This is a genomic window from Actinoallomurus liliacearum (assembly GCF_039542035.1).
GTDB lineage: Bacteria > Actinomycetota > Actinomycetes > Streptosporangiales > Streptosporangiaceae > Actinoallomurus > Actinoallomurus liliacearum.
The window spans coordinates 144,808-166,519 of the sequence record NZ_BAABHJ010000003.1; the positions used below are offsets into that span (position 1 = coordinate 144,808).

A 21,712-nucleotide genomic window follows, 5' to 3' on the forward strand; every position below is an offset into this window, starting at 1 on the left:
TCGGTGATCGGGTGCTGCGTGGCGGGCTCGCCATGCAGCGTCAACACGAGCTTGCAGATGATCGAGCGGGGGAGGGGGAGCATCAGGGACGACCAGGGTGTTGATGGCATCCCGTACGGCAGGGAGAGCGGGGTGCCCCGGACCAGCGAATAGATGGACCGGGGTGGACTGATTGCCGGTCAACTCTGCGAGGTCTCGCACACGGAGTGCCTCCGCAAGACGCAGCAGGACAGGGAGCTTCGGTTGTTGCAGACGTCCAGTCTCGATGCCCTTGACCCAGCTCCCAGATTTACCGACGAGAGCTCCCAGAACCTCGCGGGTCATACCGCGACGGGTTCGCAGCATCTTGACCCGTTCCCCGAATGCGAGGTCTGCTCCGACTGAGTACGTGTTAGATTCGGGCATAGGCCCTGCACCTCCTGAAGCTTCGACAACCTCAGGCTACGGTGCAGGGCTTTACGTTTGGACCCCCTCGGCGCAGATCCGGCCATCCGGAGCGGTGACCGAGCGGTCACCGGCGCTTGAAATCCCTATATTTCGGAACTACGGCCGCCGGACGCTCGACGCCGCGGTGGTCCGTACGTCGGACGGATCATCCGGCGGTCAGCAGCCGATGCGTTGTGACCCGACGGCGACGTCGTCGAACCAGAGGGTGTCCCGCGCGCCGCCGTAGCTCTCCCAGCCGAGCCGCAGGTCGGTGGGGTGCGGTCGCCAGTTCGCCCGGCTCAGCCACTGGCGGTCGACGTCCGGCGTCGGGGTGCCGTCCAGGTGCAGGCCGGCCACCTCGGTCCCGTCCAGCCAGGTGCTCATGGTGCCGTCCGTCCCGTTGATCGCGAACTCCACGCAGGACCACCGGTTCACGGGGAGCGGAACGCTCATCGCGACGCCGGTCGGGCTCTGCTCGGGCAGGGTCGCGTCGTCCGACTCGCGGTTCCACTGCAGCGCCTGGTTCTGGCCGCCGAGCCGCAGGTGCCGGTTGCCGTCGGCCGCGTCGGTCAGCGTGGTGAAGGCGACGTGGCCGGCGGGCAGCGCCTGGGTGTGCCGGACGTAGTAGCGCACGTAGATCACCGAACCGGCCGCGGCCACTCCCGTCGTGTTGACCGCGAAGGCGTGGTCGCAGTAGGTCGCGCCGCCGTCCACCCGGAGCGAGGTCGTACCGCCGTGCGCCTGGGTGTGGTCGACGGCGACCGTTCCGGTGCCCTGGCAGTCGGGGTAGGACGGCTGCCAGGCGCCGGACGGCGTCGAGCCGGTCTGGTTCTCGAATCCGTCGCAGAAGGCCGCCTGGGCGCACGACGTCGGCGGCGTGGGAGTCGGCGTCGGAGTCGGGGTGCCGTCTCCCTCACAGCTCGCGCCGTTCACCGCGAAGTCGGCCGGGACCGCGTTCTGGCCGCTGAACGTCCCCTGGAACCCGAAGCTCGTCGACGCACCGGTCGCCAGCGCGCCGTTGTACCCGCTGTCCCGGGCGGTGACGGCCTGCCCGGACTGGGTGACCTGCGCGTTCCACACGGAGGTGACCTTCTGGTCGCCGGCGAACGTCCAGGTCAGCGTCCAACTCGTGACCGGGGCCGCGTTGTTGGTGACGGTGACCTGGGCAGTGAAGCCGCCGGTCCACTGGTTGACGGTGTACGTGACCGCGCAGGGCGGCGCGGCCGACGCCGGCCCGGCGCCGGGCAGCACGAGCGAGACCACCAGGATGATCGCTCCCACCACCGCCGAGGCGGCCCTGTACGGCCACGTGCGCGGCCGGGAGATCACGGGTCGGGTCTTCGCTGGGCCGGGCATGACTGCTCCTCACCGGGACGGTGCGTACGCGCCGGAGCGCGTACGCACCAGAGTGAGTCGGCCACACCCACCCGGCAAGGATCTTCCATTTTCCTTTCACGCCCGAGGGCGGTGGCCGGTCAGCGCGTGGGCGTCCAGCCGTGCAGGCGCATCAGGACGGCGGCGACGTGGGCGAACCGCTCGCCGTCGAGGATCGCGCCCTCCCGGCGGATGTCGTCCTCGTCGAGCGCGAACACGCGGTCCAGGCGCAGGTACGACGGGCGGCCGTCGCGGTCCCACGCGCCCGAGCCGAGCTCCAGCCAGTCCGGGTCGTCGCCGTGGTCACGGCTGGACAGCATCAGCGCGAGCAACCGGCGGCCGTGCCGGCCGACGACCAGCAGCGGCCGGTCCTTCCCGCGCGCCGGGTCCTCCTCGTAGGGCACCCACGCCCACACGATCTCGCCGGGATCCGCGAGGCCGTCGAGGTCCGGGGAGTACTCGAGGGTCGCCGCCCGCTCGGGGGTGTAGATCTCGCGCACCGCGCCGTGCGCGGGCCGCGGGTCTTCGCCTTGATCGAACATCCGGGCAGCCTATCCGGCCATCCAGCCGGTTCCGCGCCGCTCGGTCGGCGGGGGCTCGGTCTGCGGGGGCCGGTCGGGCGGCGCTCAGTCGGCGGTGGGGTTCGGATGGTGGCCGAGGCGGAGGCCGCCGATCATCTGGGAGACGAACTCGTCGTCTGCGGGGCCGTCGCCGAGGAGCATCTTCATGAACGCGTGGTTGAAGCAGGCGCCGATGAGGAGCCGGGCGGCCGCCGTGCAGTCCACGTCCGCGGCGATCCGCCCGAGGTCGCGTTCGCCGGCGAGGTAGCCCGTGACTTCGGCGTACGCCGCCTGCGGGCCCAGGTCATGGCTCTGGAACACCTGCCGGAGCCGCACGATCTGGTCGGAGCTGGCGAGGATCGACACCTTCGCCGCCAGGATCTCCCGGTAGAAGCCGATGGTCGCCTGCGCGGCGACGACCAGGTTGTCGGCGACCTCGCCCCGGCCCACCCGTGCGCCCAGGTCCTTCATGACGCGCGCGAAGACGGGAAGGCGGTCCTGCAGGAGGGCGAGGTAGAGCGTCACCGCGGACGGGTCGGATCCGTCCACGACCGGCCGGCCGCCGGTCCCGTCGGCCGGGGCGGGGGCCGGCCGCAGGATGTCGGCGGCCGCCCCGAGCACCTGATGCCGTACGGCGTCGCCGTGTCCGCTCGCCGACGAGGACCACGCCGACTGATCATCCGTTCCCATGGCGATCAAGGATCTTGCGGGAGACCGGCCCCGTCAACGCGAACGTTCGAAAGATCAGTAGCCGAAGTGCGTCCGATGGTGCCGGGTTCGCACGACCCCGGCGGGCGCGACGGCGGACCGCACCGAAGGATGTCCGGGATACCCGCCGATGCCTGGAACCTCAGGTTTCCCTCAAACGTCTTGGGCCGCGTCGCCGCGTGGGGGGATCCTCGACCAAATCTCGCGAGACAACCCCCCTCCCCGCGACCTCGCGCACTGAGATGGAGTGATCCATGGCGACCGCGTCACCCGTATCCGGGTCGGCGTCGACCGGTGACTACCGGCGGCGACTCGGAACGTTCTCGCTTCTCATGGTCGGGCTCAGCTCGATCATCGGTTCCGGCTGGCTGTTCGGCGCGTGGAAGGCGGCGAAGGTCGCCGGCCCCGCGGCCATCCTCGCGTGGGTCCTCGGCGCGGGCATCATGATCCTCATCGGGCTGTCGTACATGGAGCTCGGCTCGACCTTCCCCAAGTCCGGCGGCATGGTGCGCTACGCGCAGTACTCCCACGGCTCGATGGTCGGCTTCATGGGCGGCTGGTCGAACTGGGTGGCCATCGTCTCGGTCATCCCCATCGAGGCCGAGGCCTCGATCCAGTACATGAGCTCCTGGAAGTGGCACTGGGCCAAGGGCCTGTACGACGGCAAGGAACTCCATCCCCTGGGCCTGGCCCTCGCCGGGGTCCTCGTCGTCGTCTACTTCCTGCTGAATTACTGGACCGTCCGGCTGTACGCGATGGCGAACAACTTCATCATGATCGTCAAGTTCGCCGTCCCGGCGCTGACGATCATCGGCCTGATCGCCTCCGGCTTCCACGGCGGGAACTTCTCGCACCACGGCGGCTTCGCCCCGTACGGCTGGGCGGCGGTGCTCAGCGCGATCGCGACCTCGGGCGTGGTGTTCGCCTACAACGGCTTCCAGAGCCCGATCAACCTCGCCGGTGAGGCGCGCAACCCGGGCCGCGCGGTGCCGCTCGCGCTGATCGGCGCGCTGGTCGTCGCCGCGCTGGTGTACGTGGGGCTGCAGACGGCGTTCATCGGCGCGGTCCCCGGCCACCTGCTCGGCCACGGCTGGTCCGGCATCGACTTCAACTCGCCGTTCGCCGACCTGGCGATCGCCTGGAACCTCAACTGGCTCGCCATCACGCTGTACGCCGACGCGTTCGTCTCCCCGTCCGGCACGGGCATGACCTACACCGCGTCCACGGCGCGGATGATCCAGGGCATGAAGGAGAACGGCACCTTCCCGAAGATCTTCGGCCGCGTCCACCCGAAGTACGGCATCCCGCAGCCGGCGATGTGGCTGAACCTCGCCGTCTCGTTCGTCTTCCTGTTCACCTTCCGGGGCTGGGGCTCGCTGGCCGACGTCATCTCGGTCGCCACCGTGATCTCGTACGTGACCGGGCCGGTGTCGGCCACGGTCCTGCGGCGCACCTGCCCGGACCTGCCGAGGCCCGCCCCGGCGCCCGCGCTGAAGATCGTCGCCCCGGCCGGGTTCATGTTCGCCTCCCTGCTGCTGTTCTGGTCGAAGTGGCCGCTGACCGGCGAGGTGATCGGGATCATGGCGCTCGGCCTGCCGATCTACGTCTACTACGGCTGGCGGGCGCGCTTCGCCGGGTGGGCCCCGCACCTGCGGGCCGGGATCTGGCTCGTCGTCTACCTCGCGTGGATGGCGCTGCTGTCCGCGTTCGGCAGCGCGAAGTTCGGCGGCCACGGCGTCCTTCCGTACGGCGTGGACATGGCGATCGTCGCGGTCACCTCGCTGGTCTTCTACTACTGGGGCGTCCGCAGCGGCTGGGCCGGACCGTCGCGTGAGGTCGCCGGCGAGGCCTCGGTGGGCGAAGAACCCGACCTCGCCCCGGTGGGCTGACCCCACCGGGAGCACCAGCTCCGGGCCCTCCCCCTTCCGGCGCCGGGGAGGGCCCGGTCCCATTCGCGTGATCGGCCCGGTACGTTGTGCGATGGAACGAAAGATCATCTGTGTCGCCCGATGGAAGGAGCGGTGGTGCGGCTACTCGTCGTCGAGGATGATGTGCGCGTCGCCGCGGCGCTGTGCTCGGTGCTTCGGAGGCACGGCTTCGAGGTCGAACCGGCGCGCACCGCGGCCGAGGCGCTCGAACGCCTCGCGAGCGAGCCGGACGTCATCCTGCTGGACCTCGGCCTGCCCGACCGCGACGGGTTCGAGCTGTGCGGCCGCATCCGCGCGGTCCTAGACGTGCCGATCATCATGGTGACCGCGCGGGCGGACGTGCGGTCCCGGATCCACGGTCTCCACCTCGGCGCCGACGACTACGTGGTGAAGCCGTACGACGTCGGCGAGCTGATCGCGCGGATCCACGTCGTCAGCCGCCGCACCGCGCGGCACGACGGCGCCCGGCCCGCCGACCCGCCCGAGGACGACGCGCTGATCGCCGGGCGGATCGACCTCGACCGGCTGCGCCGGGTGGTCAGCGTCGACGGGGTGCCGGTGAGCCTGACCCGCAAGGAGTTCGACCTGCTGGCGGTCCTCGCCCGCCGGCCCGGCGTGGTCTGCCCGCGCGACCAGCTGATCAGCGAGGTGTGGCAGACGAACTGGCAGGGCAACCAGCGGACGCTGGAGGTCCACGTCGCCTCGCTGCGCGCCAAGCTGAAGGTGCCCGGCGCCATCCAGACCGTCCGCGGCGTGGGTTATCGCGTCACCGCGGACGTCCGCCCCCCGGCCGCGAGCCCCCGACCCGCGCCCCCGCACCCCTGACCCGACCGTGCGCGCCCGCCTGATCCTCGTCCTCAACACCCTGGTCATCTGCAGCCTGCTCGCGCTCGGCGTCCCGCTGGCCACGAGCATCGTCCGGCAGCACCAGGACGCCCTGTTCCAGGACCGGCTCGACGACACGACGCGGTTCGCGTCCATCGCGGCCGGGGCGCCGCTCGGCGCGTCCTCGGACATCGGCGCCGAGCTCACCCGCTACCACGACGTCTACGGGGTGGCCGCGGCGGTCGTCGACCGCCAGCACTCGACGCTGGTCACCACGGCCGGCTATCCCGGCACCGACGCGGCCGCCGTCCGCGCCGGGCTGCGCCAGGCGTTCGCCGGCCGGCACAGCGCCAACGGCGACACCATCTGGCCGTGGGAGCACGGCCCGCTCGTCGTGACGGCGCCGGTCACGCGGAACGGCGACGTCGTCGGCGCCGTGGTCACGGTCTCGCCGACGGGCCGGATGCGGGCCGCCGTCACCGGGGACTGGTCGGTGCTCGCCGCCGTGGAGGCCGTCGCGGTGCTGCTCTTCCTCGCGCTCGCCCACCTGCTGGCCACCTGGATCCTGCGTCCGGTCCGCGCGCTCGACACGGTGACCCACACGATCGCGACGGGACGCCTCGACGCGCGCGTGGCGGGCGCCAGCGGCCCGCCGGAGCTGCGCCGCCTCACGACGTCGTTCAACGAGATGGTGCAGAAGGTGGAGGCCACGATGGAACGCCAGCGCGCCTTCGTGGCCGACGCGTCGCACCAGCTGCGCAACCCGCTGTCGGCCGTCATGCTGCGGCTGGAGGGCCTGGCGCTGTCCCTGCCGCCCGGGTCGGAGGAGGAGATCAAGGACCTCCGGCACGAGGCCGAGCGTCTCACGCGGGTCCTGGACGACCTGCTGGAGCTCGCCCTCGCCGAGGAGGGCGGCGCCACGGTGGAGACCATCGATCTGGCCGTCCTGGTCGACGAACGCGTCACCGCCTGGCAGGTCGTCGCGGACGCGCGGGCCATCGAGGTGCGCCGGAAGTGGGCGGGGCCGGTGCTCGGCGCCGCGGACCCCACCGGTCTCGGCAGCGCCTTCGACGCGGTGATCGACAACGCGCTGAAGTTCTCCCCCGAGGGGTCGGCCGTCACCGTCGAGCTCGCCGAGGTCGGGGACGACGTCGAGATCCGCGTCACCGATGAGGGCTCCGGCCTGCCGCCCGAGGAGCTCGCCCGCATCGGCGACCGGTTCTGGCGCAGCCCGGGTCACCAGAACGTCGACGGCTCCGGGCTCGGCCTGTCGGTCGCCCGTACGCTCCTCGAGGCGAGCGGCGGCCGGCTGGAGATCGCCGCCGCGGACGGCGCCGGCCTGCGCGTGACGATGGCGGTGTCCGCCGTCGGCGCCTGACCGGCCGGTACCCCCCTCGATCGCGGTGCCCGCCGTCAGCGTTTGACCGACCGGTAGTACCGCAGGGCCCCCGGGTGCAGCGGCACCGGATCGGTCTGGACGGCGCTGCCCACGTCCAGCAGCTCCGCCGAGGGCACGGCCGCCGCGAGGGCGTCCCGGTTCCGGAACAGGATCTCGGTGACGCGGTAGGCGAGCCCGTCGTCCAATGAGGCGGGGCCGACCAGGAAGTTGGCGAGGGCGATCGTCTGGGTCTCGTCGACGTTCACGTACGTGCCGCTCGGGATCGTCGCCGTGCGGTAGTACGGCCCGTAGTGCCGGCGGACCTCCGGCGCCAGGCCGCCCAACGGGATCAGGCGGAGCGGCACCCGCCCGGCCAGCTCGGCGATCCCGGCGGTCGGCAGGCCACCGGACCAGAAGAACGCGTCGACCAGGCCCGACCGCAGTGCGGCGGCCGAGTAGTCCAGGCCGATCCGCATCGGGGTGACGAGCTCCGTCAGACCGGCGGCGGCCAGCACCCTCCGGGCCACGAGCTCCACGCCCGACCCTTTCGCGCCGACCCCGACGTGGTGACCGCGCAGGTCGTCGATCGTGCGGAAATTCGACGACTCCAGGACCACCAGGTGGAGGTAGTCGTCGTACAGGCGGGCCAGCGCCCGGATCGGCTCGCCGGGCGCGGTCACGGCCGTGCCGGCGGCGTCGGCCGCCGTGAACGCCAGCCGGTCGCCGCCCCATCGCAGCCACCGAAGGTTGTCCAAGGACCCGCTCGTGACGTCCGGCGAGGCGCGCACGCCCGGGAGACGGTCGCCGATGAGCCGGGCGAGCCGGCGTCCGTACTGGTAGTAGACCCCGTCCGCGAGCCCGGTCGCGATCGGCAGGGTCCCCTTCCGGTAGTCGTTCGCGGAGGCGGTCAGGGCGCAGCCGCCGACCGCCGTGGCGGCCAGTCCCAGGCCCGCCAGCAGGGCGGTCCTCCGGTCCGGCATGCTCGCCCGGCTCGGGTAGCCGAACGGTCGCGCACGGTAGGGCATGCGTCATGATCTCACTCACAGGTTCGACGTGGTAACGGTTGCCGCATCACGAATCGGACGATACGGCGGGGGAATGGTGGGGCCGGGCACTCGCGTGCGGCAGGTGAGCCTGGCAAGCTTGATCGCGTGGGTATGCCAGGGAACACGGATCGTGAGGAGTTCCGTGTCAAGGCGGGCTGGCAGCGCGTCGCGCCCGGCGCCTGGGGCGGGCATCGTACGATCGGCGCCGCCGTGCGGGCCGCGGCCGACGGCGCGGTGGTCTCCGTCCAGCCCGGCGTCTACAACGAGGCGCTGATCGTCGACCGGAACGTCACGATCGTCGCCGCCAAGGGAGCGGGCACGGTGCGCGTCGTCTCGCCGCACGGGCCCGCGCTGAGCCTGCACGGCTGCTCGGCGACCGTGCGCGACCTGACGCTGGAGGCGGCCGGGTCGGCGGACGTGGCCGTGCTCGGCCGCGACGGCGCGCCGGTCCTCGAACGCTGTGAGATCAGCGGTGGCGGCATCACCTTCACCGACGCCACCTTCACCCTGCGCGGCTGCGGCGTGCGCGACGCCGGTCAGGCGGGCGTGCGGGTGACGGGCACCAGCAAGGGGATCATCGCGGACTGCACCGTACGGTCCGTGGCCGGCGCGGGCGTGCGGCTCGACGGCTCCGTCCAGGTCGAGTGCGTCCGCACCGTCGTCGACCGGGCGCGCGGTCCCGGCCTGCAGCTCAGCGGTGCCGCCCACGGGATCTTCACCGACTGCCAGATCGGCGGGTCGGGGGACGCGGCGCTGGTCATCAGCGCGGCGGCGTACGCCTCCCTTCGCGGGTGCGAGCTGCACGACTCCGGGGCGCAGGGCGTGCGCCTGGAGGACTCCGCAGGGGCGGCGGAGCAGGCGCCGGCCGCGGCGCACCGGGGGGACGAGGCCGAGGGCGCCTCCGCCGGGCTGGAGGACCGCCGGGTCCGGCTCGAGGGTTGCGAGATCGTGCGTACCAAGGCGGAGGGCGTGCTCGTCCGCGGTGAGGCCGCCGCCCGGCTGAAGGACTGCCAGGTCCGCGAGACGGACGCCGTGGCGATCGTCGCGACCGGGACGTGCCGGCTGGACCTGGAGGACGTGCGCGCGGTCGACGTCTCCGGAACGGCGCTGGTCGTCACCGGCGCGGCCGCCGTGCGCGCCCGCCGTTCGGTGTTCGCCCGGTCGGGGGCCAACGGGGTGCACTGCAAGGGCGACGCGGTCGTCTCGCTGCGGGAGTGCGAGATCGCCAGGACGGCGTTCACCGCCGTCCACCTGGGCGGCGGCGCGCGGGCCACGCTTCAGGACTGCCACGTCCGCGAGACGCCCGAGCACGGCGTACGGGTCGACGAGCGCGCCGACCTGTTCGCCGAGCGGACCCGGATCGAACGCGCCCGGCTGGCCGGGGTGTCGATCGAGGGGGCCGATGCCGTGCTGCGCGAGTGCCGGATCAGCGACGTCGAGATGGGCGCCCAGATCACCACCCGGCACCGGCCTCTCCTGGACGACTGCGACGTCTCCGACGTGGCGCGCACCGGGATCGAGGTCGGGCCCGACACGGGCGTGCTGATCCGCGGCGGCAAGGTCTCGAGGACCGGTTCGGCCGGGATCTTCCTCGACGAGGGCAGCGACGCGTGGATCGAGGACGCCGAGATCTGCGACACCGAGGGCAGCGCGCTGGTGATCTGGACGGGCGCGCGCCCGCGGGTCCGGTCGGTGACGATCGCCCGGTGCGGGAAGAACGGCGTGTACCTCAACGAGGGCGCCGCCGGGGTGCTCGAGGACTGCGACATCTCCGAGACGGGCTTTCCCTCGCTGTACGTCGGCCCGCACGCCACGCCGACCGTGCGCCGCTGCCTGGTGCACGACACCAAGGAGGACCTCACCGTCGCGGACGGCGCCGAGCCGGTCTTCCAGGACTGCCGGACCGGCAACGTCGCGACCAGCGCCATTCCGGCCGCCGAGCGCAGCCGGCCCGCCGTGCTGCGGCCCGGGGCGTCGCCCGCCGGCGCCGCCCGTGGCGCCCTCGCCGAGGGCGACGGCAAGGAGGACCTGGCCGACCTGCTCGCCGAGCTCGACCGGCTGGTCGGCCTGAGCCGCGTCAAGCAGGAGGTCGCCTCGCTGGCCAAGCTGATGCAGATGGTCAAGCGCCGGGAGGAGGTGGGGCTCTCGCCGCCGCCGCTGTCGCGGCACCTGGTCTTCGCCGGCAACCCCGGTACCGGCAAGACCACGGTCGCCCGGCTCTACGGGCGGATCCTCGCCGCGCTCGGGCTGCTGTCCAGCGGTCACCTGGTCGAGACCGACCGCGGCGACCTGGTCGGCGAGTACGTCGGCCACACCGCGCCGAAGACGCAGGCGGTCTTCAAGCGGGCGCTGGGCGGCGTGCTGTTCGTCGACGAGGCGTACGCCCTGGTGCCGTACGGGCAGAGCAACGACTTCGGGCAGGAGGCCATCGCCACGCTGGTCAAGCTGATGGAGGATCACCGCGACGAGGTCGTGGTGATCGCCGCCGGCTATCCCGGCGACATGGAGCGGTTCATCGACTCGAACCCGGGACTGGCGTCGCGGTTCACCCGCACGCTGACCTTCGAGGACTACTCCTCCGACGAGCTCGTCCGGATCGTGCAGCACCAGGCCCGGCAGCACGACTACCACCTGCCGGACGAGACCCTCGCCCGGCTGCTGGAGTTCTTCGAGCGCTACCCGCGTGGGGCGCGGTTCGGCAACGGCCGCGCGGCCCGGCAGGTGTTCCAGCGGATCACCGAGCACCACGCGCAGCGGGTCGCCGAGTTGCGCACGCCGATGAAGGAGGACCTGACGATCGTACGGCCGGAGGATCTTCCGGATGCTCCGCTTTGAACCGTTGTCGCGTAGTTCAGCGGTAGGCGTCGGTTTCTGGGATCATTCGACCCGTGGTGGTCGGTGAGGGGGCGAAGGTGCAGTCTGGTGCGAGGTCATCCGGCTTCGACCCGACCATGCCCAACGAGGCCCGGATAATGGACTACATGCTCGGCGGCAAGGACAATTTCGCCGCCGACCGGGCGGCCGCCGAACGTGCCCTCACCCTGGCGCCCGAACTGCCGATGATGGCACGGGAGTCCCGGGGCTTCCTGAACCGCGCGGTGCGCTTCATGGCGGCCGCCGGGATCCGGCAGTTCGTCGACGTCGGCTGCGGGCTGCCGACCCAGGGAAGCGTGCACGAGGCCGCGCGCGCCACGGCTCCCGACGCGCGCGTCGTGTACGTCGACCACGACCCGCTCGTCGTCAACCACGCTCAGGCGCTGCTCCCCGACTCCTCCCGGACCGCCGTCATCCGCGCCGACATGCGCGACCCCGACGAACTGCTCGCCCATCCGCGGTTGACGGAGCTGGTCGACCTGACGCAGCCGGTCGGGATCCTGCTCGTCGGCGTGCTCACCGTCATTCCGGAGGACGACGTCGCGCTGCGCGTCGTCCAGGGGTTCCGCCGGGCGATCGCCTCCGGCAGTCACGTGGCCATCACCCACCCCATCTCCGACACCCGGCCCGAGGTCACCGAGAAGCTCGCCGAGCTCTACCAGGACGAACTGATCGTCCGCGGCAGCCGGCGGCGCAACGTCCGCACCCTGGCGGACGTCGAGCCCTACTTCGAGGGACTTCAGATCGCCGAGCCCGGTATCGTCAAGGTCCCGGCCTGGCGTCCGGACTCCGGCGTACCCGCCGTCGACCCTGAGAGCTTCTGGGCGATCGCGGGCGTGGGGCGCAAGCCCTGATCGGCGCGTCGTCCCGGCACCCACCCACCTTGAGCGTTCCGGCCCCCTCCGGCCGTGCCCTCCCGCGCGCCCGTCCCAGCGGTCCCGCCCATGGGGAACGCTCCAACTTGGGGTGCGGTCGCACGGCGCCGATCGGGACGGTGTAGGCGTAGAGGTGAGCTTTGGGAAGGACCAGTCGATGATGACCCCGAACGAGTCCGACGGCGTAACGGATGGCACGGACGCCGTTGTGACCGACGGTACGGACGCCGGCGCGGCCGAAGGCACGGACGCCGGCGCGGCCGACGGTACGGACGCCGGCGCGGCCGACGGTACGGACGCCGGCGCGGCCGAAGGCATGGGCGATGGCGTGGCCGAAGGCGCGGACGACGGCGCGACGAGCTTCGCGGACCTGCGGCTCCGGCCGGAGCTGCTGAACGCGCTGTCCGGGCTGGGCTACGAGGAGCCCACGCCCATCCAGCGTGAGGCGATCCCACCGCTGATCGATGGCAGCGACCTCGTCGGCCAGGCCGCGACGGGGACGGGCAAGACCGCGGCGTTCGCGCTGCCGATCCTGCAGCGGACGTCCGCCGAGGGCCGCCGGGGCGCCGGACCGGTCGCCCTCGTCCTCGTGCCGACCCGGGAGCTGGCCGTCCAGGTCTCCCAGGCGTTCCACCGGTACGGCCGGGAGATGGGCGTGCGGGCGCTGCCGATCTACGGCGGCCAGCCGATCGGATGGCAGATCAAGTCGATCGAGCGCGGGGTCGACGTCGTGGTGGCCACGCCGGGCCGGGCCCTCGACCACATCGGCCGCGGCACCCTGAAGCTGGACACCGTCCGCGCCGTCGTGCTCGACGAGGCCGACGAGATGCTCGACATGGGCTTCGCCGAGGACATCGAGGCGATCCTCCAGGAGACGCCGGAAGAACGGCAGACCGTGCTGTTCTCGGCGACGCTGCCGCCGCGCATCGAGAACATCACCGGGCGCTACCTGCGCGAGCCCGTCCGGATCCAGATGGGCCGCGAGGCGCCCGCCCCGGGCGAGGCGCCGAAGGTGCGGCAGGACGCGTACGTCGTCGGCCGGGCCCACAAGCCGGCGGCGCTCGGCCGGCTCCTCGACGTCGAGTCGCCCACCGCCGCGATCGTCTTCTGCCGTACGCGCGAGGAGGTCGACCAGCTCACCGAGAGCCTGAACGGTTCCGGCTACCGCGCCGAGGCGCTGCACGGCGGGATGAGCCAGGAGCAGCGGGACCGGGTCATGGGCCGGCTGCGCAACGGGACCGCCGAGCTGCTCATCGCCACCGACGTGGCCGCGCGCGGGCTCGACATCGAGTCGCTCACCCACGTCGTCAACTACAACGTGCCCTCCGCGCCCGAGACGTACGTGCATCGCATCGGCCGGGTCGGCCGCGCGGGCCGCGAGGGCGTCGCGATCACCCTCGCCGAGCCGCGCGAGCACCGGATGCTCAAGGCGATCGAACGCCAGACGAAGCAGCGGATCGCCGTGCAGAAGGTCCCCACGGTCGCCGACCTGCGGGCCCGGCGCATGGAGCTGACCCGCGCGGCGCTGCAGGAGAGCCTGCTCGAGGACGACCTGCAGCAGTTCCTCGCGGTCGTCGAGCCGCTCGCCGAGGAGTTCGACGTCATGGAGGTCGCCCTCGCCGCGGTCAAGCTCGCCTACGACTCCAGCGGGGCGACGGTCGACGAGGAGGAGATCCCGGAGGTCACCTACAAGCCCGGCCGTGACGGCCGCGACCGGCGGGACGGCCGCGACCGCAGGGACGGCGGCCGCCGCGATCGCCGCGACCGCGGCCCCGCGGAGGGCATGACCCGGCTGTTCGTCGGCGCCGGCCGCAGCGCGGGCATCCGGCCGCAGGACCTGGTCGGCGCGATCGCCGGCGAGTCCCGCCTGGCCGGACGCGACATCGGCACGATCGAGATCGCCGACCGGTTCTCCCTGGTCGAGATCCCCGAGGGCGCGGCCGACGACGTGATCAAGGCCCTCCGCAGGACCACCATCAAGGGGCGCAAGCCCACTGTCCGCCGCGAGCGCGACGCCGGCCCTCGCCGCCCTCGCTGAGGACGGCGTCAGCGCGGGCCGGGCACGGACTTCTGGGGAGCGCCGAGTGACGGGTCGAAGGCCGCAGCGGCGATCTTCATGACGTAGGGCTGCTCCGAGCCGTCCTTGTTGCCCGTCGGGTTGAGGGAGTAGACGAGGACGCGGCGGAGGCCGCGGGTGGCGAACATGCCGCTGGTGTAGCCGGGGCGGGAGCCGGTCTTGCCCCAGCCGGTCAGGCCGTTCGGCAGCGTCGTCCGCATCAGGCCCGCGCTGTAACAGGCGCGGCCGGCGCCCGGCCCGAGGTTGCAGTTGTTCCGGTCGGCGTACTCCACGTTCGGCACGGTGAACATCGCGCCGAGCACGGACCGGGGCACCACGCGGCCCTGGAAGATGGCGCGGATGAAACGGGTGAGGTCGTCCGCGCTGGAGATCATTCCGCCCTCGGCCCACGGGTAGGGGCTCTGCTCGGACACGTCGTGCAGCACGGTGGTGCCGTTCGTGGTCACCGCGACGTAGCCGTGGGAGTGCGGGCCGGGCAGGCGCGGGTCCCGCCGGTCCAGGATGTACGTGGCGTTCAGGTGCAGCGGCCGGAGGATCCGCCGCTGCACCTCGTGGGCGTAGGAGCGCCCGGTCACCTTCTCGATGAGCAGTCCGGCGACGAAGTAGTTGATCCCGTTGTAGCGCTGCCGGGTGCCGGGCGCGAAGTCCATCGGGTTCTTCATCGCGTCGGCGACGATCTCCTGGGGCGTCCAGCTGTCGAAACGGTGGTCCACGAACCACTGATTCGGGTCGCCCTGCGGCTCGCCGAGGCTGCCGCCGGTCGGCAGTCCGCTGGTGTGGTCGAGGAGCTGCCGGACGGTGACCTTCGGGTACGCGGCGGGCAGCAGGCCCGGCAGGTAGTGCTGGACGGACTGGTCGAGGTCGACCTTGTGCTCGGCGGCGAGCTGGAGGACGACCACGGCGGTGAACACCTTGGAGATGCTGCCGGCCCGGAACCGGCCGTTCGCGGGAACGGGCGTCCCGGTCCGGACGTTCCCGACGCCGGAGGTGCCGCTCCACTGGCCGGCGGGCCCGGTGATCTTCACCATCGCGCCCGTCACCGTGGCGTTCGGCAGCCCGCCGATCGCGGCGCGCAGCACCGTGGGGTCCAGCGGCGGCAGCGTGCCCGTGGCCGGGGAAGCGGCCGAGGCGGTCGCGGCGCCGCCCGCCATGGAGGCGGCCAGAACGGCCCCGACGAGCACCAGCGATCTTCGTGTGCGTGAGTTGTTCATGGGCTCGATTCAACCGACGGGCCGACGCGACGCCCAGGGTGTGGTCTTCCGTCTCCGGGGTAACGCTGAATACACCTCGCCCCTGGAGCGAGCAGCAGGACGAGCGCTCCGACCAGGCCCCATAGGGGATCACTCGCCGCGGGTCACGCCCGGGCGCACGGCGGCCAGCCCGTCGGCGGCGGCGCGCAGGGCGTCGAGCACCGCGCGCACCGAGGGCCGTACGTCACCGTCCCGGCGGGTCCACACGATCACGCGGCGCCGTACGTCGGTGTCGGCCAGGTCGCGCACCGCGATCCCGGACTGGTCGGTGAACCGGACCAGTTCGGGGAGCAGCACGACCGCCTGGCCGTGCGCGGCGAGCGCGAGGGTCACGAGCAGGTCGTTGGAGCGGTACCGGATCTCGGGCCGGAAATCGCCGTGCTCCACGCAGATCCGCTCGATGAGCTCCGCGTGCGCGGTCCCCGGATACCCGGACGCCCAGACCTCGCCCGCCAGGTCGGCCACCCGCACCGCCGACTCCGAGGCGGCCAGGCGGTGCCGGGCCGGCAGGATCAGCCGGATCGGCTCGGTGAGCAGCAGCTCGTCGGCCAGCCCGGCCGTACGCGGGCGCCGGACGGCGTCGTACTGGTTGCTGATGACCAGATCGACCTCTTGCAGGACGAGGGCCTGCAGGGCGCGCTCGAACTCGTCGTCGAGCACCTCGACGACGAGGTCCGGGTAGCGGCTGGACAGGGCGTCCAGCGCGGGCGCCACCACGTTGAGCAGCGCGGTCTGGAAGGCGACGACCCGGACGGTCCCGGCCACGACCCCGGACGCGGCCCGTGCGGCCTCCTCGGCCTGTCGCGCCTGGGAGAGCAGGCCGTCGGCGGCGCGGGCCAGGGTCTCCCCGGCCTCGGTCAGCCGCAGGCGGCGTCCCACCCGTTCGGTGAGCCGCACCCCGACGTCCTTCTGAAGCTGGGCGAGCTGCTGGGAGACCGCGGAGGGGCTGTAGCCGAGCGCGTCGGCGACCGCGCCGACCGTGCCGCGCAGCTGAAGCTCGCGAAGCACCCGCAACCGGGTCAGATCAATCATTCAGGAGAGCTTACAGATTTCATGCAGTAATGCTCGCTGGACCTTCATAGTTGCGGAGCCGACAATGTAAGTACCAACCGCGAAGAAGACTGATGACGGAGGAGAGTCCACCATGTGGATCGTGTTCGCGATGTTCATCGCCCTGGCCGTGCTCGGCCCCCTCGTGGGCGCGGACAGCCGCGACGGCCTCGACTGGGCCCGGAACAACTTCTGGATGCGGCGCCGCCCGGCCCTCAAGGCGGTCGCCGCCCGCACCCCGGAGCCCACGAGCCACCCGCGCGTCCGCGAGCACCGCACCGTCCCCGCCGCCCACTGACGCCGGCGGCCGGGGAATCCTGCGGCCCGCCCGCCGCGCCGAGGGTTTCCGTCGCTCGGACGACGAGAACCCTCGGCACTGACAGGATTCGGCTCACCGGTCGCGTACGAACTCCAGGCGTACGGGGTCGTCATCGGCGATCAGCATGACCACGCCGTGCCGGGGGGTCCAGCCGTCGGAGACCAGGACGTAGTGGCCGCCCGTGTGCAGGTTCAGCCGCAGGCCGGTGTACCGGTAGCGGTAGGCCGCCTTCTCGTCGGTGAGCGTCGTCTCCGTCACGCCCGGCGCGGTGAGGTACAGCCGCTTGGGACTGTAGACGACGACCTGGGTCAGGTTCCGGATGCCGGCGGCGAAGCGGTCCGCCATCGCGTACCCCTGGATGGTCGCGTAGTCGGACGCCCCCCAGAACAGCGAGACGCCGACGATGATCGCGGCGAACGCGCGCAACAGCGGCACCCTCCCCGGCGGGGGCTCGCTCGCCCCGGGAAGCATGCCCCGCAGCTGGATGGCGTAGACGAGGAGGAGGACGCCGGCGCCGATGCTGAAGGGGAAGGCGACGTACGCGGCGGCCCGCCACACGTAGCCGACGATCCACACGGCTCCCGGCAGGATGAGCCAGGCGAACGGCAGCACCCGAAGCGTCCACCGGACCACGCGGTCGTCCCGCCCACCGGCCCGGATCCGGCGCACGAGCCGGTCGTCCCACTGGAGCCACACCATCCCGCCGATCGCGATCGTCAGCAGGAGGACGAGCACCGGCCAGACGCTGCGGAGCACATAGTCCCGGGTCGACATCCCGAGGATGCTCTCGTCGAAACCGAGCTCCTGCGACTGCACGTCGTTGCGCTGCCAGCCGAAATACACCAGCAGGGCGGTCAGGACGGTGGCGTTGGCGACGGCGCCGATGAGCCAGCGGAGGATCTCGTTGCCCTTCCCGCCGTCGCCGCCGCTCTCGGCCGGGGAGGATGCGGATGTTCCCGGGGCCGTCTCCGAGGCGGTCGGCGGCGCCGGCGAGGCCGTTCCGCGCTCCGGGGGCTCTCCCGGCATCCGATCAGCCGCCGGTTCCGGACGAGGACTCCGCGGAGTCGGATGGTTCGGCGGAGACCGATGGCTCGGACGAGTCTCCTTCGTCCGACGGCGAGGGTTCGGTGGATCCGACGGGAGGTGCTGGACAGGTGCCGTACGCCGACCGTGGCCGCTGATAGACCACCGACCTTTCCGCGCGCCAGAGTTCGCAGAGGTACCAGGTGCCCGAGGAGAACGCCGGTACGGTGATCTCGGAGATCTCGTTCCGTGCGGTGTCCTCCTTCTTGCGGCAGAGGAGGATACCGACGCTCAGGAGTCCTTCGAATTCGCCGATTGGGGAGCTCTGGCGCAGGATCTCCTGCGCCCCGTCACAGTCGTGCGTCTGGATCGCTCCGTAGATCCTGCCGAGGGGTTGGCCGCTGGTCGGGCCGGAGGGAAGACCGAAGCCGTAATGCGCGCCGCCACCGCCGACGCCGCCGTTCCCTCCTCCGTTGCCGGCACCGCCGCCCCCGCCTCCGCCGGAACCGCCGTGGTCGCCGCCGCCCGAGCCGCCCCCCACGGCGCCGTTGTCGCAGCCGCCGAGCAGGGCGGCGGCGCACGCGATGGCCGCCAGTGTCGCTCGGCTTCTCCGGCCGGTGCCACGACGTGCCCCGGTCGGCTCCTGGATCGATGTTCTGGCGGCCATCGAGGCCTCCTCCCCGTCTGTCGATGGGCCCGGTCCCCGTACGGACCGGAGCGGCCTCGGCCGGCGCCCCCGCGACGGCCGAGGCGTGGGATCAGATGTTGTGGAAGAAGTCGCCGCCGGCGGAGGCGAAGTAGATCTCGCCACCTCCCGGGGCCGAGAACGCCATGGAGATCCCGACGCCCCACGCGATGCCGTCGTGGTTGACGTTCCAGGTGTTGACGGCGTCGAGGCCTGTGGAGTGGTTGCCGTCGACGCTCAGCCCCTCGCGGTGCAGGATCCGGTTGGGACCGTCCCACACGTCCACGGCCTCCAGGGCGGCGAACTGCTCGGTGACCGCGAAGAGCACCATGACCCGGCCGAGGGTCGCGCGGCGGTCCTCGACGATGACCGGTGTCGGGATCGCCACGTGGAACCAGTTGGCCTGCCCCTCTTTGAGGTAGTAGTGGGCCCCGAACCCCTCACGAAGACCGTTGACGTCGACGAACGGCTGATTCCTCGTGTCGAGCGTCGCCGGGCCCATGGCCTGGGGGACGAAGGAGTACCCCGGTACCCACGACGCGTACAACTTGGCCATCGCTGCCCCTTCCCCGTCCGGCCGCCGGTTCTCCGGCGGTCGACGACCACGCTAGGAACGGCGCGCGGCCGGGGCATGAGTAGGCCGTACTCAAATGCGGGGCGAGGCCGAGCCGGGCCCCGTCAGATGTGGGGGAGCAGGTCGGCGAGGGCGGCGCGATCGCCGACGCCGAGCCGACCGTACACACCGACGAGGTGGTTCGCGACCGTACGGGGTGACAGCACGAGACGATCGGCGATCTCCCGGTTGCTCAGCCCCGCCGCGGCGAGACCGGCGATCTCCCGCTGCCGCGCCGTGAGCCGCGGTGGCGTGAGCCCGCGCAGGGCCGGGCTCCGCGCGCCCTGGCAGCGCCCGGCGAGAGCCCAGGCTCGGGAGGTGGCGAACGCGCCGGCCCGATCGCCGGGAGCGTACGCGGCGGCGGCCTGCGCGGTGGCCTCGGCGGCGTGCAGCAGCATGCCCATCCGCTCGAAGGCGCGGGACACCGCGTCGAGTTCCGGGCCGTCTCCGGCGACGGCGGCGGACGCGTGCCGGGCGCAGAGCGTGGCGAGCGGGCCGTCCACGGACGCGCACAGATCGGCCAGCTCCGCGGCGACCAGGGGAGCGGCCCCGAGGCGTACGGCGTCGTGCAGGGCGAACATCCGGTAGCAGCGCAGCCCGTGGGTCTCGGCGTCGCCGGCGGCGGCCAGCGCGGCGGTCACGGCCGTGTCGAGGTCGCCGGCGGCGGCGTGCACCCACGCGCGGGCGAGCACGGCGGGGAAGTCGATCGGCACGAACGTCTTGAGCGACCGGTCCGCGGCGGCGGTGAGGGCCCCCTCGGCGGTCGCCAGGTCACCGAGCAGGGCCGAGGCATGGGCGAGTTCGCCGAAGCACAGTCCGGCGAACCCGGCCTTGTACCCACCGAGCTGCGAGATGCCGTCCCGGGAGAAGCGGACCGCGTCCGCGGGCCGCCCCAGGAGGAGGCGGATCTGGGCACGGTGGCCGTCGAACCCGGCCATGCCCAGCCGCCAGGGGGCCTCTTCCCGCATGAGCCGCCGGGTCAGGCCGGTGACCTCCTCGGCCGCGGTCAGGTCGCCCTCGAACAGCGACGAGAGCAGCCGGACGCACTGCAGACTCCAGTACGCGTCGGGCGCGTCGTCCCGCCAGCGCGTGACCTCCCGCAGGGCCGCGTCGGCGAGGGCCCGCGCGCGGACGGAGTGCCCGCCGTGCGCCAGCCGGAGGCCCTCGACGACCGCGGCCTCGGCCGCGCTCGCCGGGTTCACGACGGCGCCGAGCCGGCGCGCCGCCGCGAGCTGCCGGTCGGAGTCGAGGGGGCGCCCGGCGAAGAAGTGGACGAACGCGCTCGCGATCATCAGGTCCTGGCGGACCTCCGGGTCGGTGACGGTGGAGGCGGCCTCCTCGACGACCCGGTGCGCGTCGGCGTCCCCCACGCTCCACGTGAGCCCGAGCGTGCGGGTCCACGCGTAGCCGGACCGGTCGTGGTCGGCGGCCGGGGCGCCCATGACCTGGCGCAGGACCTGCTCGGCCTCCTCCGGCCGGTCGTCGAAGAACAGCGCGTAGGCCAGCGGAACGGCGGCGGCCGGACCACCGCCCGCGGCGACCGCGGCCCGGCCCAGCCGCTGTGCCAGTGTGATGTCGAAGACGGACATCGCCAGACGGCAGGCCGTGATCAGCGGACGAGGCCGCCGGGCCGTGCCGCTGTCGAGCCGCCACACGATGACCCGCAGCGCGTCCTCGCGCCGTCGTGGCCCGGTCGCCTCGACGGCGTCGGCGAGCCGGGCGAGGAGTTCCCGGGTGCGTTCGGGCGCCGCGCGGGCGCGGACGACCTCCCCGTACAGCGGATGCGCGGGCCGCACCTGGAGCCGGCGGCCGTCCCGGAAACCGGTGATGAGCTGGCGTGCCTCGCAGCGCTCGACGGCCGTGGCGCCGGTGAGGCGGACGAGGATGTCCGCGCCGAGCGGCTCGCCGAACGTGACGAACTCCAGCGTCCGGCGTTCGTCCTCGTCGAGGTCGCCGATGCGGGCCTCGACGAGGTCGCGGAGCCGGGACGTCAGGGACAGGTCGCCGTCCCAGCGCCACTGTCCGCCGATCTCGTCGAGGGCCCCGGACGTACGGCCGGCGATCACCATCTCCCGCAGGTAGAGGAGGTTTCCCTGCGTCACCCGCCAGAGCCGTCGCACGGTCGCCGTCTCCACCCGCCCGCCGAGCACCCGGGTGAGCAGGCGACCGGTCTCCTCGACCGGAAACGGCTCGAGTTCGAGGCGCCGGACCAGACCGTCCTTCCACAGGGCGACGATGGGATCGGGCGCGGGTTCGCCGCTGCGGACGGTCGCCAGCAGGCGGGCTCTGCGGTGCAGCACCATCTGGTGGACGAGCGCCGCCGAGGCGGCGTCCAGCAGGTGCGCGTCGTCGACGGTGAGCAGGAGCGCACCGCCGCCCGGGGGACATACGGCCTCCGCCGCCCGGCGGAGGGGGTTCGCGCCGCCCTCGGTCGGGAACCGCTCCGGGAGCAGGTGGGCGATCGCGCCGAAGGGAAGGTCGGCGGCGGCCGTCGTGCCGCGAACCGCCACGACCGTGCGTCCGGTCAGTCCCGAGACGGCCTCGGCGGCCAGCCTGCTCTTGCCCGCACCGGCGGGACCGGCCACCACCACACCGGCACGGGACCCGTCACCGAGGATCGCGCGCACCGCGTCGAGCTGTGCCGTACGGCCGACGAACGGCCAGAGGGGCGGCACGCCCGCATCGTAGGGAACCGACATGC

The 21,712-nt window shown here is 72.6% G+C and carries 17 protein-coding genes and 1 pseudogene; 7 read left to right on the forward strand and 11 right to left on the reverse strand.

Features of this window, described 5'->3' with window-relative positions; all coding sequences use genetic code 11:
• Window positions 1–195: 195 nt before the first annotated feature.
• From ABD978_RS06580 to ABD978_RS06595, 4 genes and pseudogenes are all read right to left on the reverse strand, one after another.
• Window positions 196–405: pseudogene (locus tag ABD978_RS06580) on the reverse strand (helix-turn-helix domain-containing protein); the annotation flags it as partial.
• A 198-nt stretch (window positions 406–603) separates the two neighbouring features.
• Window positions 604–1,782: a cellulose-binding domain-containing protein gene (locus ABD978_RS06585; RefSeq protein WP_345349978.1), complete on the reverse strand. Its 1,179-nt coding sequence runs from the start codon at window positions 1,780–1,782 to the stop codon at window positions 604–606.
• A 119-nt stretch (window positions 1,783–1,901) separates the two neighbouring features.
• Window positions 1,902–2,342 carry a type II toxin-antitoxin system PemK/MazF family toxin gene (locus ABD978_RS06590; RefSeq protein ID WP_345349981.1) on the reverse strand — a complete coding sequence of 147 codons (441 nt, stop codon included), beginning with the start codon at window positions 2,340–2,342 and terminating at the stop codon, window positions 1,902–1,904.
• An 84-nt stretch (window positions 2,343–2,426) separates the two neighbouring features.
• Complete coding sequence (locus ABD978_RS06595; RefSeq protein WP_345349984.1) at window positions 2,427–3,050, reverse strand: TetR/AcrR family transcriptional regulator C-terminal domain-containing protein; 624 nt, start codon at window positions 3,048–3,050, stop codon at window positions 2,427–2,429.
• A 272-nt stretch (window positions 3,051–3,322) separates the two neighbouring features.
• Here ABD978_RS06595 and ABD978_RS06600 point away from each other — a divergent pair, with 272 nt between their 5' ends.
• The 3 genes from ABD978_RS06600 to ABD978_RS06610 all read left to right on the forward strand — a co-directional run bounded on the left by ABD978_RS06600 (window position 3,323) and on the right by ABD978_RS06610 (window position 7,199).
• The gene (locus ABD978_RS06600) at window positions 3,323–4,957 is read left to right on the forward strand and encodes an APC family permease (RefSeq protein ID WP_345349987.1); all 1,635 of its coding nucleotides are present in this window, start codon (window positions 3,323–3,325) and stop codon (window positions 4,955–4,957) included.
• A 132-nt stretch (window positions 4,958–5,089) separates the two neighbouring features.
• A complete protein-coding gene (locus tag ABD978_RS06605; RefSeq protein WP_425550680.1) occupies window positions 5,090–5,821 on the forward strand; it encodes a response regulator transcription factor in 732 nt (243 codons plus the stop codon).
• Window positions 5,822–5,828: 7 nt separating this feature from the next.
• Complete coding sequence (locus tag ABD978_RS06610; RefSeq protein ID WP_345349993.1) at window positions 5,829–7,199, forward strand: sensor histidine kinase; 1,371 nt, start codon at window positions 5,829–5,831, stop codon at window positions 7,197–7,199.
• Between the two features lie 35 nt (window positions 7,200–7,234).
• Here the strand turns inward: ABD978_RS06610 and ABD978_RS06615 are convergent, their stop codons facing one another.
• Window positions 7,235–8,224, reverse strand: a complete 990-nt coding sequence (locus ABD978_RS06615) for a TAXI family TRAP transporter solute-binding subunit (protein WP_345349996.1) — start codon at window positions 8,222–8,224, stop codon at window positions 7,235–7,237.
• A 132-nt stretch (window positions 8,225–8,356) separates the two neighbouring features.
• On the opposite strand from ABD978_RS06615, the gene ABD978_RS06620 reads away from it, so the two are divergent.
• The 3 genes from ABD978_RS06620 (at window position 8,357) to ABD978_RS06630 (ending at window position 14,032) form a co-directional block, all read left to right on the forward strand.
• Entirely contained in the window at window positions 8,357–11,080 is a 2,724-nt protein-coding gene (locus ABD978_RS06620; protein WP_345350347.1) for a right-handed parallel beta-helix repeat-containing protein, read from the forward strand.
• A 53-nt stretch (window positions 11,081–11,133) separates the two neighbouring features.
• Window positions 11,134–11,973 (forward strand): SAM-dependent methyltransferase, encoded by an 840-nt coding sequence (locus ABD978_RS06625; RefSeq protein WP_345349999.1) that lies wholly within the window; start codon window positions 11,134–11,136, stop codon window positions 11,971–11,973.
• A 229-nt stretch (window positions 11,974–12,202) separates the two neighbouring features.
• Window positions 12,203–14,032 carry a DEAD/DEAH box helicase gene (locus tag ABD978_RS06630; protein WP_345350002.1) on the forward strand — a complete coding sequence of 610 codons (1,830 nt, stop codon included), beginning with the start codon at window positions 12,203–12,205 and terminating at the stop codon, window positions 14,030–14,032.
• Window positions 14,033–14,040: 8 nt separating this feature from the next.
• Here ABD978_RS06630 and ABD978_RS06635 read toward each other — a convergent pair whose 3' ends face one another.
• Window positions 14,041–15,282, reverse strand: a complete 1,242-nt coding sequence (locus ABD978_RS06635) for a serine hydrolase domain-containing protein (protein ID WP_345350005.1) — start codon at window positions 15,280–15,282, stop codon at window positions 14,041–14,043.
• 129 nt (window positions 15,283–15,411) lie between these two features.
• Window positions 15,412–16,353: a LysR family transcriptional regulator gene (locus ABD978_RS06640; protein ID WP_345350008.1), complete on the reverse strand. Its 942-nt coding sequence runs from the start codon at window positions 16,351–16,353 to the stop codon at window positions 15,412–15,414.
• Between the two features lie 112 nt (window positions 16,354–16,465).
• Between ABD978_RS06640 and ABD978_RS06645 the strand changes: the two genes are divergently transcribed.
• Window positions 16,466–16,669, forward strand: coding sequence for a hypothetical protein (locus tag ABD978_RS06645; RefSeq protein WP_345350011.1), 204 nt, complete (start codon window positions 16,466–16,468; stop codon window positions 16,667–16,669).
• A gap of 93 nt (window positions 16,670–16,762) precedes the next feature.
• Here the strand turns inward: ABD978_RS06645 and ABD978_RS06650 are convergent, their stop codons facing one another.
• The 4 genes from ABD978_RS06650 to ABD978_RS06665 all read right to left on the reverse strand — a co-directional run bounded on the left by ABD978_RS06650 (window position 16,763) and on the right by ABD978_RS06665 (window position 21,686).
• Complete coding sequence (locus ABD978_RS06650) at window positions 16,763–17,716, reverse strand: hypothetical protein (protein WP_345350014.1); 954 nt, start codon at window positions 17,714–17,716, stop codon at window positions 16,763–16,765.
• Window positions 17,717–17,720: 4 nt separating this feature from the next.
• Window positions 17,721–18,380, reverse strand: a complete 660-nt coding sequence (locus tag ABD978_RS06655; RefSeq protein ID WP_345350017.1) for a hypothetical protein — start codon at window positions 18,378–18,380, stop codon at window positions 17,721–17,723.
• Between the two features lie 91 nt (window positions 18,381–18,471).
• Window positions 18,472–18,954, reverse strand: a complete 483-nt coding sequence (locus ABD978_RS06660; protein ID WP_345350020.1) for a hypothetical protein — start codon at window positions 18,952–18,954, stop codon at window positions 18,472–18,474.
• A 122-nt stretch (window positions 18,955–19,076) separates the two neighbouring features.
• Window positions 19,077–21,686, reverse strand: a complete 2,610-nt coding sequence (locus ABD978_RS06665) for a LuxR C-terminal-related transcriptional regulator (RefSeq protein WP_345350023.1) — start codon at window positions 21,684–21,686, stop codon at window positions 19,077–19,079.
• Window positions 21,687–21,712: the final 26 nt, after the last annotated feature.